The organism is Pseudomonas syringae, assembly GCF_021606685.1.
GTDB lineage: Bacteria > Pseudomonadota > Gammaproteobacteria > Pseudomonadales > Pseudomonadaceae > Aquipseudomonas > Aquipseudomonas syringae_R.
The window spans coordinates 41,141-59,029 of sequence record NZ_WKCB01000007.1; the positions used below are offsets into that span (position 1 = coordinate 41,141).

General features: G+C 61.7%; 12 protein-coding genes. 8 read left to right on the forward strand and 4 right to left on the reverse strand.

Going from position 1 to position 17,889, the window contains the following annotated elements; genetic code table 11:
• Positions 1 to 41 precede the first annotated feature (41 nt).
• Positions 42 to 2,936 carry a ribonucleoside-diphosphate reductase subunit alpha gene (locus GIW02_RS04660; RefSeq protein WP_236413945.1) on the reverse strand — a complete coding sequence of 965 codons (2,895 nt, stop codon included), beginning with the start codon at positions 2,934 to 2,936 and terminating at the stop codon, positions 42 to 44.
• Positions 2,937 to 3,775: 839 nt separating this feature from the next.
• Between GIW02_RS04660 and GIW02_RS04665 the strand changes: the two genes are divergently transcribed.
• Both GIW02_RS04665 and GIW02_RS04670 read left to right on the forward strand, forming a co-directional pair.
• Positions 3,776 to 4,501, forward strand: a complete 726-nt coding sequence (locus GIW02_RS04665; protein ID WP_236413947.1) for a response regulator — start codon at positions 3,776 to 3,778, stop codon at positions 4,499 to 4,501.
• The gene (locus tag GIW02_RS04670; protein ID WP_236413949.1) at positions 4,498 to 6,108 is read left to right on the forward strand and encodes an ATP-binding protein; all 1,611 of its coding nucleotides are present in this window, start codon (positions 4,498 to 4,500) and stop codon (positions 6,106 to 6,108) included. Before GIW02_RS04665 ends, GIW02_RS04670 begins: the two co-directional genes overlap by 4 nt.
• An 81-nt stretch (positions 6,109 to 6,189) precedes the next feature.
• Here the strand turns inward: GIW02_RS04670 and GIW02_RS04675 are convergent, their stop codons facing one another.
• On the reverse strand, positions 6,190 to 6,906 hold the full coding sequence (locus GIW02_RS04675) for a 4'-phosphopantetheinyl transferase superfamily protein (protein WP_236413957.1): 717 nt from the start codon (positions 6,904 to 6,906) through the stop codon (positions 6,190 to 6,192).
• 145 nt (positions 6,907 to 7,051) lie between these two features.
• On the opposite strand from GIW02_RS04675, the gene GIW02_RS04680 reads away from it, so the two are divergent.
• From GIW02_RS04680 to GIW02_RS04690, 3 genes are read left to right on the forward strand one after another with little or no spacing between them, the layout of a single operon-like run.
• A complete protein-coding gene (locus GIW02_RS04680) occupies positions 7,052 to 7,360 on the forward strand; it encodes a hypothetical protein (RefSeq protein ID WP_236413964.1) in 309 nt (102 codons plus the stop codon).
• Between the two features lie 18 nt (positions 7,361 to 7,378).
• Positions 7,379 to 8,056: a response regulator gene (locus GIW02_RS04685; RefSeq protein WP_236413972.1), complete on the forward strand. Its 678-nt coding sequence runs from the start codon at positions 7,379 to 7,381 to the stop codon at positions 8,054 to 8,056.
• On the forward strand, positions 8,053 to 9,399 hold the full coding sequence (locus tag GIW02_RS04690; protein ID WP_236413974.1) for an ATP-binding protein: 1,347 nt from the start codon (positions 8,053 to 8,055) through the stop codon (positions 9,397 to 9,399). The genes GIW02_RS04685 and GIW02_RS04690 overlap by 4 nt, the downstream gene beginning before the upstream one ends.
• 137 nt (positions 9,400 to 9,536) lie before the next feature.
• Here GIW02_RS04690 and GIW02_RS04695 read toward each other — a convergent pair whose 3' ends face one another.
• A complete protein-coding gene (locus GIW02_RS04695; protein ID WP_236413976.1) occupies positions 9,537 to 10,535 on the reverse strand; it encodes an AraC family transcriptional regulator in 999 nt (332 codons plus the stop codon).
• A gap of 340 nt (positions 10,536 to 10,875) precedes the next feature.
• Between GIW02_RS04695 and GIW02_RS04700 the strand changes: the two genes are divergently transcribed.
• The 3 genes from GIW02_RS04700 to GIW02_RS04710 all read left to right on the forward strand — a co-directional run bounded on the left by GIW02_RS04700 (position 10,876) and on the right by GIW02_RS04710 (position 13,926).
• Positions 10,876 to 12,210 (forward strand): dicarboxylate/amino acid:cation symporter, encoded by a 1,335-nt coding sequence (locus GIW02_RS04700; protein ID WP_236413978.1) that lies wholly within the window; start codon positions 10,876 to 10,878, stop codon positions 12,208 to 12,210.
• 142 nt (positions 12,211 to 12,352) lie between these two features.
• Positions 12,353 to 13,339, forward strand: coding sequence for an XdhC family protein (locus GIW02_RS04705; protein WP_236413980.1), 987 nt, complete (start codon positions 12,353 to 12,355; stop codon positions 13,337 to 13,339).
• Positions 13,336 to 13,926: a nucleotidyltransferase family protein gene (locus GIW02_RS04710; protein ID WP_236413982.1), complete on the forward strand. Its 591-nt coding sequence runs from the start codon at positions 13,336 to 13,338 to the stop codon at positions 13,924 to 13,926. Before GIW02_RS04705 ends, GIW02_RS04710 begins: the two co-directional genes overlap by 4 nt.
• A 172-nt stretch (positions 13,927 to 14,098) precedes the next feature.
• Here GIW02_RS04710 and rne read toward each other — a convergent pair whose 3' ends face one another.
• Complete coding sequence (gene rne, locus GIW02_RS04715; protein ID WP_236413984.1) at positions 14,099 to 17,263, reverse strand: ribonuclease E; 3,165 nt, start codon at positions 17,261 to 17,263, stop codon at positions 14,099 to 14,101.
• Positions 17,264 to 17,889 lie beyond the last annotated feature (626 nt).

The window sequence follows — 17,889 nt, forward strand, 5'->3', positions numbered from 1 at the left end:
TTTTTTAATCCCGGGCGTTCAAGCCCGGGACAATGCTCGGCTTATTGGCAAGCTTCGCAATCCGGCTCGTCAATCGCGCAAGCCTTTGGCACTGGTGCCGGGCCGGCTGGAGCAGCGAGTACCGAATCATCACCGTGGTTACCGCTGGACACAGCGTTCAGCTTACCGGTGTTGATGGTCGACTTCTCGGTGCTGGTCGCGGCCAGGGCACGGAGGTAGTAAGTGGTTTTCAGGCCACGGTACCAAGCCATGCGGTAGGTCACGTCGAGCTTCTTGCCCGATGCGCCAGCGATGTACAGGTTCAGCGACTGCGCCTGGTCGATCCACTTCTGACGACGGCTGGCGGCGTCAACGATCCACTTGGTGTCCACTTCGAACGCGGTCGCGTAGAGCTCTTTGAGTTCTTGCGGGATGCGCTCGATCTGCTGCACCGAACCGTCGTAGTACTTCAGGTCGTTGATCATGACCGAGTCCCACAGGCCGCGGGCTTTCAGGTCGCGGACCAGGTACGGGTTGATCACGGTGAATTCGCCCGACAGGTTCGATTTCACATACAGGTTCTGGTAGGTCGGTTCGATCGACTGCGATACGCCGGTGATGTTGGCGATGGTCGCGGTCGGCGCGATGGCCATGATGTTGGAGTTACGAATACCTTTCTGCACACGGGCACGTACCGGCGCCCAGTCCAGGGATTCGTTCAGGTCAACGTCGATGTACTTCTGGCCACGGGCTTCGATCAGGATCTGTTGCGAGTCCAGCGGCAGGATGCCTTTGGACCACAGCGAACCCTGGAACGTCTCGTAGGCACCGCGCTCGTCGGCCAGGTCGCAGGAAGCCTGGATCGCGTAGTAGCTGACCGCTTCCATGGACTTGTCGGCGAACTCGACCGCAGCATCCGAACCGTAAGGAATGTGCTGCAGGTACAGCGCGTCCTGGAAGCCCATGATGCCCAAGCCGACCGGACGGTGCTTGAAGTTGGAGTTCTGCGCCTGTGGCACCGAGTAGTAGTTGATGTCGATAACGTTATCGAGCATGCGTACGGCGGTGTTGACGGTGCGTTCCAGCTTGGCGGTGTCCAGCTTGCCGTTGACGATGTGGTTCGGCAGGTTGATCGAGCCCAGGTTGCAAACGGCGATCTCGTCCTTGTTGGTGTTCAAGGTGATCTCGGTGCACAGGTTCGAGCTGTGTACCACGCCCACGTGCTGCTGCGGGCTGCGCAGGTTGCATGGGTCCTTGAAGGTCAACCATGGGTGGCCGGTTTCGAACAGCATGGAGAGCATTTTACGCCACAGGTCTTTGGCCTGGATGGTCTTGAACAGCTTGATCTTGCCTGGGTACTGGGACAGGGCTTCGTAGTACTCGTAACGCTCTTCGAAGGCCTTGCCGGTCAGGTCGTGCAGGTCCGGCACTTCGGATGGCGAGAACAGGGTCCACGGACCGTCATCGAAGACGCGCTTCATGAACAGGTCAGGGATCCAGTTGGCAGTGTTCATGTCGTGGGTACGACGACGATCATCACCGGTGTTCTTGCGCAGCTCGATGAACTCTTCAATGTCCATGTGCCAGGTTTCCAGGTAGGCACACACAGCGCCTTTGCGCTTGCCACCCTGGTTGACCGCGACGGCGGTGTCGTTCACGACTTTCAGGAACGGTACAACGCCCTGGGACTTGCCGTTGGTGCCCTTGATGTACGAACCCAGTGCACGCACTGGCGTCCAGTCATTGCCCAGGCCGCCAGCGAATTTGGACAACATGGCGTTGTCGTGGATCGCGTGGTAGATGCCCGACAGGTCATCCGGCACGGTGGTCAGGTAGCAGCTGGACAGCTGTGGACGCAGGGTACCGGCGTTGAACAGGGTCGGGGTCGACGACATGTAGTCGAAGGACGACAGCAGGTTGTAGAACTCGATGGCGCGGTCTTCTTTGTGCTTCTCTTCAATCGCCAGGCCCATGGCCACGCGCATGAAGAACACTTGCGGCAGTTCGAAGCGGATACCGTCCTTGTGGATGAAGTAACGGTCGTACAGGGTTTGCAGCCCCAGGTAGGTGAACTGCTGATCGCGCTCGTGGTTGATCGCCTTGCCGAGTTTTTCCAGGTCGAAGGTGGCCAGGATCGGGTTCAGCAATTCGAATTCGATACCCTTGGCGATGTAGGCAGGCAGGGCCTTGGCGTACAGGTCAGCCATTTCGTGGTGAGTGGCGCTGTCGGCGACGCCGAGGAAGCCCAGGCCTTCGGCACGCAGGGTGTCCATCAGCAGGCGCGCGGTCACGAACGAGTAGTTCGGCTCGCGTTCAACCAGGGTACGGGCGGTCATCACCAGGGCGGTGTTGACGTCGGTCAGGGCCACGCCGTCGTACAGGTTCTTCAGGGTTTCGCGCTGGATCAGGTCACCGTCGACTTCTTCCAGGCCTTCACAGGCTTCGGTGATGATGGTGTTCAGGCGGCCCAGGTCCAGCGGTGCAAACGAACCGTCGGCCAGGGTAATGCGGATCGACGGGTGCGCTTGCACAGCCGCTTCTTCGGCCGGGGAGCGTACGGCACGTTCCTTGGCACGCGAGTCACGGTAGATCACGTAGTCGCGGGCAACTTTTTGCTCGCCGGCACGCATCAGGGCCAGTTCGACCTGGTCCTGGATTTCTTCGATGTGGATGGTGCCGCCCGACGGCATGCGACGCTTGAAGGTCGCGGTGACTTGTTCGGTCAGGCGGGCAACGGTGTCGTGGATGCGCGACGAAGCGGCAGCGGTGCCGCCTTCAACTGCAAGAAACGCTTTGGTGATAGCGACGGTGATTTTGTCATCGGTGTAAGGAACGACAGTGCCGTTACGCTTGATCACGCGCAATTGGCCAGGTGCGGTGGCGGCCAGATCCATATTCGAATCAGCGGCCTGCGGCACGGAGCCTTGCGGGTTCTCGCGAGTTGTGTCGGTTTGCATGGGGGGTTGTCTCCACATTCTATATTTATTTGGGCACCATCACGGTGCCCACCGTTCCGTCCTGAAGCACTTACAACAGGCCTTGGGCCTGGCATAACAACTTCGGGACAGGAGGAAGGGGGCTATTCGCGCCGCTTCCATGCCGAAGTCTTGGGTCGGGGCTTAAATGCCCTTGGCCTATTCCTGCTGGGTGACAGTTGCCCGGTTCAAGCACTGCAACACCCGTACCGTTTTGCGCTATTGGAGCTGGAAAACGGCCGCCATCCGCGTGCGCGGTTTGGGCTTTCAAAAAATGCTGGGTTCAGGCCAAACAGGAGCAAGAAAGGACTTGAGTTTCTTGTCTGATCTGTGTTTGGTCTTTTCGCTGAAAACCCTACATGTAGGGTTTTTTTTGCGCCGAGCTACAAGATAATGCGTTTTGGGGGGCTTAGCAACGCACTACCTGTGGATAACGCTGTGGGTAAAATGTGTATGAAACGTGGAACAGCCGTGTAGGCCGCAGTACTGCTGGATTCGGCCGTTTGTCACCGAATATTCCAAGCTCCAAACAGCCGATTGGATTTTTGAGGGCGCGAACCCTATCACAAAAAAACGCGATCACCGAATGGATTTCCTGGCTTGTGTTTGAGGGTTGGCCCATGGCTACAATCGGCTTTGTTATGCCCTGCGAACATTACAAACAAGGTAGCGCCGCTGTAGATCAAAATGTGGGAGGGGGCTTGCCCCCGATGGCGGTGATTCAGTGGATAGATCTATCACTGGCACACCGCTATCGGGGCAAGCTCCCTCCCACATTTGACCGAGTTGCCCAAAAAAACCAATAACAACGAGGATCACGCATGGAGCAAGAAGCCTGGCAGGTATTGATTGTCGAGGACGACCAGCGGCTGGCCGAGTTGACCCGCGACTATCTGGAGAGCAATGGCCTGCGGGTATCGGTGGAAGGCGATGGAGCCCAGGCGGCAGCGCGCATCATTGCCGAGCAACCCGACCTGGTGATCCTTGACCTGATGCTGCCCGGCGAAGACGGCCTGAGCATCTGCCGCAAGGTGCGCGAGCGCTATGACGGTGTGATCCTGATGCTCACCGCGCGCACCGACGACATGGACCAAGTGCTGGGCCTGGACATGGGCGCCGACGACTACGTGTGCAAACCCGTGCGTCCACGCCTGTTGCTGGCGCGCATCCAGGCCCTGCTGCGGCGCAGCGAGCCGGCGGAACCGACCACTGTAGAAAACCAGCGCCGCCTGCAATTCGGCCCGCTGGTGGTCGACAACGCTCTGCGCGAAGCCTGGCTGCACGATGGCAGCATCGAACTGACCAGCGCTGAATTCGACCTGCTGTGGCTGTTGGTGGCGAATGCCGGGCGCATCCTGTCTCGCGAGGAGATCTTCATCGCCCTGCGCGGCATCGGCTATGACGGCCAGGACCGCTCCATTGATGTGCGCATTTCGCGCATTCGCCCGAAAATCGGCGACGATCCGATTCACCCGCGGCTGATCAAGACTGTCCGCAGCAAAGGCTATTTGTTCGTCCCTGAAGCTGCTGCCGACATGCCGCTGTGAACTCGATCTTCCTGCGCATCTATGGCGGCATGTGCGCGGCGCTGATCCTGGTCGCGCTGCTCGGCGTACTGGCCCTGCACCTGCTCAACGAGGTGCGCAGCGACCAATACCGCGAACGCCTGGCCCACGGCACCTTCGCCCTGATGGGCGACAACTTGCGGCCCATGAGCCCTATCGAGCGCCAGCGCGCCCTGGCCGTGTGGGAGCGTTTGCTCGGCATCCCCCTGCAATTGCGCAGCCTCAGCGATGCACAGCTCGACCTCAGCCAGCGCAACCGCCTGCAACGCGGCCAGGTGCTGGTGCAACAGACCGGGCCCCATGCCGCGCGCGTGTTGCGCCTGGTCAGCGAGCAGGAGCCGTGGGTGCTGACCGGCGAAGTGCAGCAGATCAGCGAGCAATTGGCCCGCGCGACCATTTACCTGCTGGCCGACGAACTGGTGCGCTTTCCCGTGGCCGAGCAGCCGCAGCGGCTGGCCGCTATAAAAGAGGCCAAGGGTTTTGGCTTCGAGATGCACCTGATGACCCTTGATCAGGCAGACATGGACGAAGACCAGCGCCGTCGCGTGTCGGAGGGCGATACGGTGATGGCGCTGGGCAAAGGCGGCGATTCGATCCGCGTGTTCGCCGGCATGGTCGGCACGCCTTGGGTGCTGGAGATCGGTCCGCTGTTTCAGATGAACCCCTACCCGGCGCAATGGCTGATCCTGATCGCGTTGGTCGGCCTGACCCTGATTGGCCTCATCGTCTATCTATTGGTGCGGCAGCTGGAGCGCCGCTTGAAAGGCCTGGAGGCCGCTGCCACGCGCATCGCCAAGGGTAACCTGGAGGTGCGCGTACCGGCCCGGGGTGCCGACTCGGTCGGGCGGCTGGCGGCGGCGTTCAATGGCATGGCCGAGCATTTGCAACAACTGTTGGCGATCCAGCGTGAACTGGTGCGCGCGGTGTCCCACGAGCTGCGCACGCCGGTGGCGCGCCTGCGCTTTGGCCTGGAGATGCTCGGCGAGGCCGCCACCCCCGAGGCTCGGCGCAAATATTTGGAAGGCATGGACAGCGACATCCAGGACCTCGATGGCCTGGTCGATGAAATGCTCACGTATGCCCGCCTGGAGCAGGGCTCGCCGGCGCTGAATTTCCAGCGAGTTGACCTCGATGCGCTGCTCGATCAGGTGATCGGCGAATTATCGCCACTGCGCCCCCAGGTCAACGTGGCCAGGGGTATCTGCCTGTCCTCGGCGCACTGGGACGACGCCTGGGTCGACGCCGAGCCGCGCTACCTGCACCGCGCCCTGCAAAACCTGGTGAGCAACGCCATGCGTCACGCCCACGGCCAGGTGTTGATCAGCTATCAGGTGGGCCAGGTGCGCTGCCGCATCGACGTGGAAGACGACGGCCCGGGTGTGCCGGAAAGTGCCTGGGAGCGCATCTTCACGCCGTTCCTGCGCCTGGACGACAGCCGTACCCGCGCCTCGGGCGGGCATGGCCTGGGGTTGTCGATTGTGCGGCGGATCATCTATTGGCACGGCGGGCGGGCGCTGATCAGCAAGAGCAACAACCTGGGCGGGGCGTGTTTCAGCCTGAGTTGGCCACGGGATCAGGATAAAACCTGATACCGCTATCGGGAGCAAACCCCCACCCACATTTGGAATGCGTTCACCTGTGGGAGGGGGCTTGCTCCCGATAGCGGCCTATCAGGCGCCCACAGCCACCAGACTCAACAACTGCCCGCCATTCACCGCAAACTGCCCAACCAGCTCCTTGCCATGGCTCCACTCACTGGACAGGTCCGTCAGTAACCGCAGCCTTACAGCCCCGGCCTGCGACCACTCCACCACCTCGGCATGCTCAAAGTAAAAGCGCTTCTGCGCAATCGGGTAGAGCGCCTTGAACAGGCTCTCTTTGGCCGAAAACGTCAGCGTTACCAGCAGGGCAAGCTGCTCACGCGGCAGCAATGCCATGCGCTGCAGCTCATCGGCAGTGAGAATTTCCCCCGCCAGGCGTTCCGCGCGTTCCAGGCTCAGGATATTTTCCAGATCCATCCCCAGCCCGCGCCATTGCGCCTTGTGCGCGACAATCGCGGCGGCATGCCCGGTGCTGTGGGTGATGGAGCCGCTGATATGCGCCGGCCACACGGGCGCGCGGTCTTCGCCGATTGCGGGGATGCAGTCCAAGTGGTCGAGCTGCTGCAGGGCGGCGCGGGCGCACAGGCGTCCGGCCAGGAACTCGGCCTGACGCTTGGCCACCGAACGCTGGATGCTCGGCGGTGGCGGCACGGCGCTGCGTTGGAAATCGCCTGCGGTTAATAAAGCAGGGTCGAAACGGGTGCTGAGCAACACTGCGCCCGGCAAGGGTTCAGGCAGCGGCCAATGGGCATCGAGTGGGGTGCAACAAGCGGGTAAGGGCGTCATGGGCGGTATTTTGCCGAGTTGAAACGCTTGCGCATAGCCTGAGGTGGTTCAGGTGCGGTTCAGAGCCTGTTCAGGGGGAGTTCAGGGGCGCCTGCGTAGTCTTGGACACACAAGGGCCTACAGCCAACGCGTAGAGGTAACACCCATGACTGCGATCAAAAAGCTGATGTTGGCGTTAACCATGCTCAGTGCCACCGCCGGGGTCCAGGCCTCTGATGGGGCCTTTGCTGAATTCGGTCGTGAGAAAACCAAAAAAACCAGCACAGTGATCCAGCGTGTCAGTTTCGAAGACGCGGGCAGCCAGCCCGCGCCGTGGGGGCAGGCCTTGGGCCTCAGTGCCCCGCAGCCGAACTACCGCGGCGGTTATGAGCTTGAGTCGGGGCAGTTCAATGGCATTAAACTGCGCCCGCAATACCTTCAGGGCCGCTATGATATTCCCCTGTCGGACAGTTGATTTGCTTTGGAGAGCCTTATGAAATTGCTGGTGGTGGAAGATGAGGCGCTGCTGCGTCATCACCTGTTGACCCGCCTGACCGACAGCGGGCATGTGGTCGAGGCCGTGGCCAATGCCGAAGAGGCCCTGTACCAGACCGGCCAATTCAACCATGACCTGGCGATCATCGACCTGGGCCTGCCCGGCATGGGCGGCCTGGACCTGATCCGCAAATTGCGCACCGAGGCCAAGACCTTCCCGATTCTGATCCTCACTGCGCGCGGCAACTGGCAGGACAAGGTCGAAGGCCTGGCCGCCGGCGCCGACGACTACGTGGTCAAGCCCTTTCAGTTCGAAGAGCTGGAGGCGCGGATGAACGCCTTGCTGCGCCGCTCCAGTGGCTTTACCCAGTCGACCATTGTTGCTGGCCCTCTGTTGCTGGACCTCAACCGCAAGCAGGCGTCCCTCGACGAGCAGCCCCTGGCGCTCACCGCCTACGAATACCGGATCCTCGAATACCTGATGCGCCATCACCAGCAAGTGGTGGCCAAGGACCGTTTGATGGAACAGCTCTACCCTGACGACGACGAGCGCGACCCGAACGTCATCGAAGTGCTGGTCGGTCGCCTGCGCCGCAAACTGGAAGGCCCGGCGGGGTTCAAACCGATCGACACGGTGCGCGGCCTGGGCTACCTGTTCAATGAGCGCTGCCGTTGATTCGCTCGCTACGCGTGCGCTTGATGCTGGCGGCCGCCACCCTGGCCGTGCTGTTTATGCTGGGTTTGTTGCCGGCCATGCAGGGCGCCTTCAGCCTGGCGTTGCAGGATTCCATCGAACAGCGCCTGGCGTCGGACGTCACCACGCTGATTTCCGCCGCGCGGGTTGAAAACAACCGTCTGCTGATGCCGGCGCAGTTGCCGGATGAGCGCTTCAACCTCACCGACAGCCGGCTGCTGGGCTATATCTATGACCGTGAAGGCCACCTGGTCTGGCGTTCGCGCGCGACCAAGGAAGAAAACATCAACTACAAGCCGCGCTATGACGGGCGCGGCAATGAGTTCGCACGGATCCGCGAGGCCAACGGCCAGGAATTCTTCGTGTATGACGTTGAGGTCAAGCTGCTTGGCGGCAAAAGCGCCGCGTTCAGTATCGTCGCCCTGCAACCGGTGCGCGAATACCAACTGACCCTCGAAGGCCTGCGCGAAAACCTCTATTTGGGCTTCGGCGCGGCCTTGCTGGTGCTCTTGACCTTGCTCTGGCTGGGCCTGACCTGGGGCTTGCAGGCCCTGCGGCGGCTGAGCCAGGAGCTTGACCAGATCGAAGGCGGGACCCGCGAAAGCCTCACGGAAGAGCACCCGCGCGAACTGCTGCGCCTGACCGGCTCCCTCAACCGTTTGCTGCACAGCGAGCGTGAGCAACGGGCACGCTATCGCGACTCCCTCGACGACCTTGCCCACAGCCTGAAAACCCCGCTGGCGGTGCTGCAGGGCGTGAGTGAAGACATGGCCCAGCGCCCTGAGGATCGGGACCAGGCGTGGGTGCTGCAATCTCAGATCGAACGCATGAGCCAACAGATCAGCTACCAGTTGCAGCGCGCCAGCTTGCGCAAAAGCGGCCTGGTGCGCCACCAGGTGCGCCTGGAACCGGTGCTGCAAAGCCTGTGCGACACGCTGAACAAGGTGTACCGCGACAAGCGTGTGGCGGTGTCCTTTGAACTGCCGCCGGACTGCGATGTACCCATCGAGAAGGGCGCCCTGCTGGAGTTGCTCGGCAACCTGCTGGAAAACGCCTACCGCCTGTGCCTGAGCGAAGTGCGCATCAGCCTGGTGGAAAGCCTCGAAGGTTCCGAGTTGTGCATCGAGGATGACGGGCCGGGTGTGCCGCCGGATCAGCGTGCGCGGATACTGCAACGGGGCGAACGGCTGGACCGTCAGCACCCGGGGCAGGGGATCGGGCTGGCGGTGGTCAAGGATATTATTGAAAGCTATGGCGCGCGGTTGACGCTTGGGGATTCACCGTTGGGTGGGGCGGCGTTCAAGATTCATTTTCCGGCAGTCTGATCTTTAGTGGCCTTGCTGGCCTCATCGGGAGCAAGCCCCCTCCCACACTGGACTGTATTCACAAGTCCAGTGCTGTGAACCCAGTCAAGTGTGGGAGGGGGCTTGCTCCCGATGAGGCCCTCCCAAACACCACACCTCTAACCCTCCTGTGCCCGGTAAGCCCCCGGCGTCAACCCCGTCCACTTCTTGAACGCCCGATGAAACGCCGAAGGTTCGGAAAACCCCAACTGCTCGGCGATCGCCTGCAACGACAAATCCGCCCGCCCGAGGTGATAGATGGCGATGTCCCGCCGCAGCTCGTCCTTGAGTGCCTGAAAGCTGGTGCCTTCTTCGCGCAGATGCCGGCGCAGGGTTTGCGGGCTGATGTGCAGGTGCTGGGCCACCGCCTCCAGGTCTGGCCAGGGCGTGCGGTCGCGGCTCAGCAGGCGGCGTAACTGGCTGCTCAGGCTGTCGCCTTCATCCGGGCGCGACAACAGATCGGCCGGGGAGCGTTGCAGGAAATGCTTGAGGGTGCGCTCGTCCTGCAACAGCGGCAGTTCCAGGTAGCGGCAGGGAAAGACCAGGCTGCTGTTCGGTGCACCGAATACCTGGGGGCAGGGAAACAACAGGTCATATTCGCGGGCGTGGGCCGGCGCCGGGTAGCTGAAGGTGGCCTGATGCAGGCGAATACGCCGGCCGATCAGCCAACTGCCCAGGCGGTGCCAGATCACCAGCAGGCATTCGCTGAGGAAGTGATCCGGGTCCCACAGCGGGGAGTCATCCAGGCTCAGGCGGGCCATATCGCCTTCTCGTGTCAGCTGCCAGCGCGGGCCTTGCGGGAATAGGCTATAAAACAATAAGCCGCGTTCCAGAGCCTTCTCCAGGGTGCGGCAGTGGATCAGCGCGTGGCACATCATGGCGAAGGTCCCGGGTTTGCTGGGGCCGTCGGCGAAACCCAGGTACTCATCGTCCAGTGCCTGCCAGAGCATTTGCAGCAACCGGGTAAATTGCTCCGGCGCGATACGGGCGCGGGGCTCGTTCAGCAAGGGCGGGGCGATGCCCACCTGCAAAAGCAGGCCCGAGTAGTCGTAACCGGCTCGACGCGCACCGCCCAGGGCTGCTCGGGCATAGTGACTGGCGATGGTACGTTCACGCATGCGATGGCCTCGTCCGTGGAGTGGCGGATGGTAGCCACCCCTGCGGGAGAGCGACAAGGCGGATATCCGCCAAATTGTAGGACGGGATTGGGTGAGTGGGCGGAAATCCGCCACCTATTTGACTGCCGTGAATGTCGGCTGACAAACCCCAGCCCCTATGGGTAAAGGCTTGCACGAGTTTTCAGCAAAGTGGCACGCCCTTTGCGATACATACGGCAGCGCAGGTCTGGTCGAACAGGTCTCGCAAACAACAAATCCCTCCAGTGCAGGAGGGTTCGCAATTCAAGTGTCGTGGGCAATGGCGGATATTTGCCACACGGGACGATTGAGGAACTTTGCAATGACGACTCGTCAGCCAATCTACAAATCCCTGTATTTCCAGGTGATCGTTGCAATCGTTATCGGTATTTTGCTCGGCCACTTCTACCCGCAGACCGGTGTGGCCCTCAAGCCACTGGGTGACGGCTTCATCAAGCTGATCAAAATGGTCATTGCCCCGATCATCTTCTGCACCGTTGTCAGCGGCATCGCTGGCATGCAAAGCATGAAATCGGTCGGCAAAACCGGCGGCTACGCGCTGCTGTACTTCGAAATCGTTTCCACCGTCGCCTTGCTGATCGGCCTGATCGTGGTGAACGTTGTGCAACCGGGCGCCGGCATGCACATCGACGTCGCGACCCTGGACGCTTCCAAAGTAGCGGCCTACGTCACTGCCGGTAAAGACCAGAGCATCGTCGGCTTTATCCTCAACGTGATCCCGAACACCATCGTCGGTGCGTTCGCCAACGGTGACATCCTGCAAGTGTTGATGTTCTCGGTGATCTTCGGTTTTGCCCTGCATCGCCTGGGTGCCTACGGCAAGCCGGTGCTGGACTTCATCGATCGCTTCGCCCACGTGATGTTCAACATCATCAACATGATCATGAAGCTCGCGCCAATCGGTGCCCTGGGCGCCATGGCGTTCACCATCGGTGCCTACGGTGTGGGTTCGCTGGTGCAGCTGGGTCAGCTGATGATCTGCTTCTACATCACCTGCATCCTGTTCGTGCTGGTGGTTCTGGGCGGTATCTGCCGCGCTCACGGTTTCAGCGTGATCAAACTGATTCGCTACATCCGTGAAGAGCTGCTGATCGTTCTGGGTACTTCCTCCTCCGAATCCGCATTGCCACGCATGCTGATCAAGATGGAGCGTCTGGGCGCGAAAAAATCCGTAGTAGGCCTGGTGATCCCAACCGGCTACTCGTTCAACCTCGACGGTACCTCGATCTACCTGACCATGGCGGCCGTGTTCATCGCTCAAGCGACTGACACCCACATGGACATCACCCACCAGATCACCCTGCTGCTGGTGCTGCTGCTGTCCTCCAAAGGCGCTGCGGGCGTGACCGGTTCGGGCTTCATCGTTCTGGCTGCAACCCTCTCGGCCGTTGGCCACCTGCCGGTTGCCGGTCTGGCGCTGATCCTGGGTATCGACCGCTTCATGTCCGAAGCCCGCGCACTGACCAATCTGGTTGGTAACGCCGTTGCCACCATCGTTGTGGCCAAGTGGGTCAAGGAACTGGACACCGACAAGCTGCAAAGCGAGCTGGCGTCCGGCGGTACCGGTATCTCGGAAACCCGCCCTGAAGATGACCTGGGTGTGGCCGAAGGCCCTGCTCCTGCGACTCTGAAGTAAAGGCTGCTGGCGTGAACTGACGCCCAAGCGATCCACAAACGCCCCGACTTGTTCGGGGCGTTTGCATTTCAGCCCGGCCGTTTTGGAACTTTTTGTTTTACAGTCAGTTAATACTTCATCAATAACGCTGGCGGGAGGCTTGATGGACAGTGTGGATCTGAATGTCCTGCGCAGCGTGCTTGAATGGCGCCGCGCCGGGCAGCAAGTGGTGTTGTACAGCGTGGTGCAGACCTGGGGCAGCGCGCCGCGTCCGCCGGGCGCGATGTTGGCGCTGCGTGGCGATGGTGTGGTGATCGGCTCGGTGTCGGGCGGCTGCATCGAGGACGATTTGATCGCGCGCCTGCAGGACGGCCGCCTGGCCGCCGACGGCCCCACGGTGCAACTGGTGACCTACGGTGTTACGCGCGATGAGGCGGCGCGGTTCGGCCTGCCGTGCGGCGGCACGTTGCGCCTGACCCAAGAGCATGTGGACGACTGGGAATGGGTGTCGCAACTGCTCGCACGTTGTGAGGACCATCAGGTTGTCGCGCGGGAGCTGGACCTGGCCACCGGTCAGGTGACGCTGAGCAGTGCCAGCAAGACCGATGTGGTGACCTTCGACGGTGAGCGTCTGCGCGCCATCTACGGCCCGCGCTGGCGCCTGCTGTTGATCGGCGCGGGGCAGCTGTCGCGCTATGTCGCGGAAATGGCGCGGTTGCTGGATTTCGAAGTGCTGATCTGCGACCCGCGTGAGGAGTTCGTCTACGGCTGGGAGGAGCAGCATGGTCGCTTCGTGCCGGGCATGCCGGATGAGGCGGTGTTGAATATCCAGACCGACGAGCGCACCGCCATTGTTTGCCTGACCCATGACCCGCGTCTGGACGATATGGCGTTGCTGACGGCGTTGAACTCCAGTGCGTTCTACATTGGCGCGCTGGGGTCGCGGGTCAATAGCCAGAAACGCCGGCAAGACCTGGCGGCCCTGGGGTTGTCCGGCGAAGCCATTGCACGTTTGCATGGGCCGATTGGTCTGCATATCGGCAGCCATACGCCGGCGGAAATTGCCTTGTCGTTGATGGCCGAAATCGTCGCGATCAAGAATGGCGTGGCCCCGCTGCAGAAAAAGCCGCTGCCGGTGGTGGCGCAGTGAACATCACGGCCATCGTGCTGGCGGCGGGGCAGGGCAGTCGTTTTCGTGCCCAGGCCGGTGCGGGTCAGGATAAGTTGCTGGCTGATTGCGTCGGCCGCGATGGCGTGACACGCCCGGTGATCGAGCACGTGCTGGTGAATTTGCCGGCGACGGTGGTGAATCGCTGGGTCGTGACCACGCCGGAGCGTACGGACGTTATTCGCTTGGCCGGGGCTTATGGTTGCGAGGTTTTGCTGTTGCGCTCAGGCGGCATGGGCGACAGCTTGGCAGCGGTAGTCGCTGCCAGTGGTGAGGCGGATGGCTGGCTGGTGGTGCTGGGGGATATGCCGTTTATTCAGTCGTCGAGCATCGAACAGGTGATCGACGCGCTGGACGAGGGCAGCATCAGCGTGCCAGTGCAGGCGGGTGAATACGGCCACCCTGTGGCGTTTGGCCGTGAGTTCGGGCCTGGCTTGATGGCGTTGAGCGGGGACCGTGGCGCGAAGCCGCTATTCGCCCGTGCGACCGTGCATGAGGTGCAGGTGAACGATCCTGGGGTGTTGTGGGATGTCGATCTGCCTCAGCGGCTGGACTTTAAACCTCTTTGACGGTGAGTGCCGGCTTGCTCGCGAATGCGGTGCGCCAGTCACCCAAAACATTGACTGACCCACCGCGTTCGCGAGCAAGCCCGCTCCCACATTGAATGGCATTTCACCGGCAAGACTGCAAAAAAAAGCCCCGCCTGAGTGATCAGGCGGGGCTTTTTAGTCGCGGGTGGAATCAGGCGAGAGGTTTGCTCTCGTGCTCTGTTTCCTGAGCCGCTGCAGCAGCCGCGGCCGCCTCAGCTTCCTTGCGGCGACGACGCACTTCACGTGGGTCGTTCGGCGCACGGCCGTTTTCGGTCAGGGCGCTGGCCGGTGCGGCTTCAACCACCGGGGCGGCGACTTCGGCAACCACTGGCGCTTCAACCACTGGCGCGGCCTCAACTACCGGTGTTGGCTCAACCACTGGGGTTGGCTCGGCAACCACGGCTTCGACAACCGGTGCTGGCGCTTCTTCTACCACAGGGGCAGGTGCAGGCGCTTCAACCGGTGCGGCTGGCTCGGCAGACCACTGGAAGGCGGTTTGTTCTTCGCGAACTTCACGCACTTGCGGGGCAGCTTCGACAACTGGCGCTTCAACGATGGCTTCAACCACTGGCTGAGGCTCGATGACCGGTGCAGGCTCGACAGCGGCCACTTCCACTTCTGGCTGGGCTTCTTGAGCCGGGGCAACTTCCACTTCCGGAGCGGCTGGCGCTTCGATTGGGGTAGTCGCTTCGACCACTGGGGCTTCGACCACGGCGGCTTCAACAACCGGCGCTTCCACGACAGCGGCTTCAGCGGCTGGCGCTTCTACTACTGGCGTCTCGGCGACTGGCGCTTCTACAGCAGCGGTTTCTTCGACAGCAGCGGTAGCACGTTCAGCCTGCTCGTGAGCCTGGGCTTCAGCGGGGGCGCTGATGACCGTGCTGGCAACGGCAGCGGTGACGGCCAGGCCGGCAGCCAGGTCGGCGCCAGTCGGTTCGCTGGTAGCGGCTTCTGCGTTCTCGCCGGCTTCTTCAGAGCCTTCGATTACGTTGCCGTTGGCGTCACGCTGACGCTCACGACGGTTGCTGCGACGACGCTGGCCACGGGAGCGGCGGCGTGGACGATCGCCTTCGGCGTTGTCCTGGCCATCTTCCTGCAGCTCTTCGCCGGTCAGTACTTCTTCTTCGCTGGCAGCTGCGGCTTGCTCGGCGCGTGGTTGACGTTCTTCACGCGGTGCGCGCGGCTGGCGCTCTTCACGGGGTGCACGCTCTTCACGCGGCTGGCGCGCCGGGCGTTCTTCGGTGGAGGCTTCGGCAGCAACGGCAGGCGTTGCGTCCAGCGGCTCGCGCAGTTCACGCACGCGCTCTTCACGCTCGCCACGTGGCTTGCGATCTTCACGCGGAGCACGTGGGGTGCGTGGTGCGCGCTCTTCGCGCGGTGCACGTTCCTCACGGGCTACGGTCGGGGTTTCTTCACGGGCTTCGCGAGGCGCACGCTCTTCACGTGGTGCGCGTTCTTCACGCGGTGCACGTTCTTCGCGAGGCTTGCGCTCTTCGTCACGGCGACCGTTGCGGTTACGGCTCTGCTGACGACCGTTGCGACGCTCTTCGTTGCGCGCCGGGCGCTCGGTGGCAGGTTTTTCAACCACGACCGGAGCGGCTGGCTCTTCTTTGGTAGCGAACAGGCTGACCAGCGACTTCACCAGGCCTTTGAACAGGCTTGGTTCAGGCAGGGCGGCCGGTGCGGCAGCCGGGGCAGCCACTTCAGTCGGCACCGGTGCGTTGGCACGCGCTGGTGCGGTCTTCACGGCGGCTTCCTGGCGAACCAGGGTGCGGGTCGCGGCGGCCGGCTGGACTTCTTCCACTTCGGCAGCGGCAGCGGCGATTTCGTAGCTGGACTGGCCGCTGTGGGCTTCCGGGCTGTCGTCACGCAGGCGCTGCACTTCGAAGTGCGGGGTTTCGAGGTGATCGTTCGGCAAGATCACGATACGGGCACGGGTGCGCAGTTCGATCTTGGTGATCGAGTTGCGTTTTTCGTTGAGCAGGAAAGCTGCAACCGGGATCGGCACTTGCGCGCGGACTTCGGCGGTGCGGTCTTTCAGGGCTTCTTCTTCGATCAGGCGCAGGATCGCCAGGGACAGCGATTCAACGTCACGGATGATGCCGGTGCCGTTGCAACGCGGGCAGACGATGCCGCTGCTTTCGCCCAGGGACGGACGCAGGCGCTGACGGGACATTTCCAGCAGGCCGAAGCGCGAGATGCGGCCGACCTGTACGCGAGCACGGTCAGCTTCCAGGCATTCGCGGACTTTTTCTTCCACGGCGCGCTGGTTCTTGGCGGGGGTCATGTCGATGAAGTCGATCACGATCAGGCCGCCGATATCACGCAGGCGCAGTTGGCGGGCGATTTCTTCAGCCGCTTCCAGGTTGGTCTGCAGGGCGGTTTCTTCGATGTCGCTGCCTTTAGTGGCGCGCGCCGAGTTGATGTCGATGGACACCAGGGCTTCGGTCGGGTCGATCACGATGGAGCCGCCGGAAGGCAGTTCGACCACGCGCTGGAAAGCGGTCTCGATCTGGCTTTCGATCTGGAAACGGTTGAACAGCGGCACGCTGTCTTCGTACAGCTTGATCTTGCTGGCGTACTGCGGCATCACCTGGCGGATGAAGGTCAGGGCTTCGTCCTGGGCTTCAACGCTGTCGATCAGCACTTCGCCGATGTCCTGGCGCAGGTAATCGCGGATGGCGCGGATGATCACGTTGCTTTCCTGGTAGATCAGGAATGGCGCGGAGCGGTCCAGCGAGGCTTCTTTGATGGCGGTCCAGAGTTGCAGCAGGTAGTCGAGGTCCCACTGCATTTCTTCGCTGCTGCGGCCCAGGCCGGCAGTGCGCACGATCAGGCCCATGTCGGCCGGTGCGATCAGGCCGTTCAGCGCTTCACGCAGTTCGTTGCGCTCTTCGCCTTCGATGCGACGGGAAATGCCGCCTGCACGTGGGTTGTTCGGCATCAGGACCAGATAACGACCGGCCAGGCTGATGAAGGTGGTCAGGGCGGCGCCCTTGTTGCCACGTTCTTCTTTTTCGACCTGAACGATGACTTCCTGGCCTTCGCTCAGGACGTCCTTGATGTTCACGCGGCCTTCAGGGGCTTTCTTGAAGTATTCGCGCGAGATTTCTTTGAGGGGCAGGAAGCCGTGGCGCTCGGAGCCGAAATCGACAAAGGCAGCCTCAAGGCTTGGTTCGATGCGAGTAATACGGCCTTTGTAGATGTTGGCCTTCTTTTGCTCGCGTGCACCGGATTCGATGTCCAGGTCGTAGAGGCGTTGGCCATCTACCAGTGCAACACGCAACTCTTCGGGTTGAGTTGCGTTAATCAGCATTCTTTTCATGTTGTACCGTCGGTTTCCGGGCTGCCGGAAACGGCGTTCGGCACACACGACTTCTCACGGTCGGTGTCAGGTGCGTCAAGAGTGGTTGGCCACTCCAGTGTCCAGCAAAACCCGCCAATGTGGGCCGGTATCGCGACGGACGCGTCCTGCTTGTTAGCGGTGGTGACAAAGGCACCACTTCAACAAAAGCTAAGGTCAGGAGGAGGAATCAACCGGCGACTGTGGACGAGATGAAGCGTCTAAATATAAGCCTAGTGCTACACAGTCCGACGGTTGTGCATCTCCACCCTACACGTATCCCTGATAATTCGGGTGCTGCCGCGCGCAGAATCCGCAGCGGGTTGGCATTTACCGTGTGCTCCAATGGGGAGTCCACGCTCATGGCTAAACAAGACTAGGTGTGGGCGATTGCGCTCGCACTCAGCTCTTAACAGGCGTTGTTTCCGAAGCATTCGCCATGGTCTGGCTCAAGACTGACTGCACTTTGTGAACTGGCCGTAAATATCGGCGCAGAACGCGAGTATTCACTCTGCTTTCTGCACTCGCTTCAGGCCTCATGTCACCTGCGCTTGTTACAATCCTGAGCCTTCCAAGGTGGCGAAAGCCCCGTAGGACGG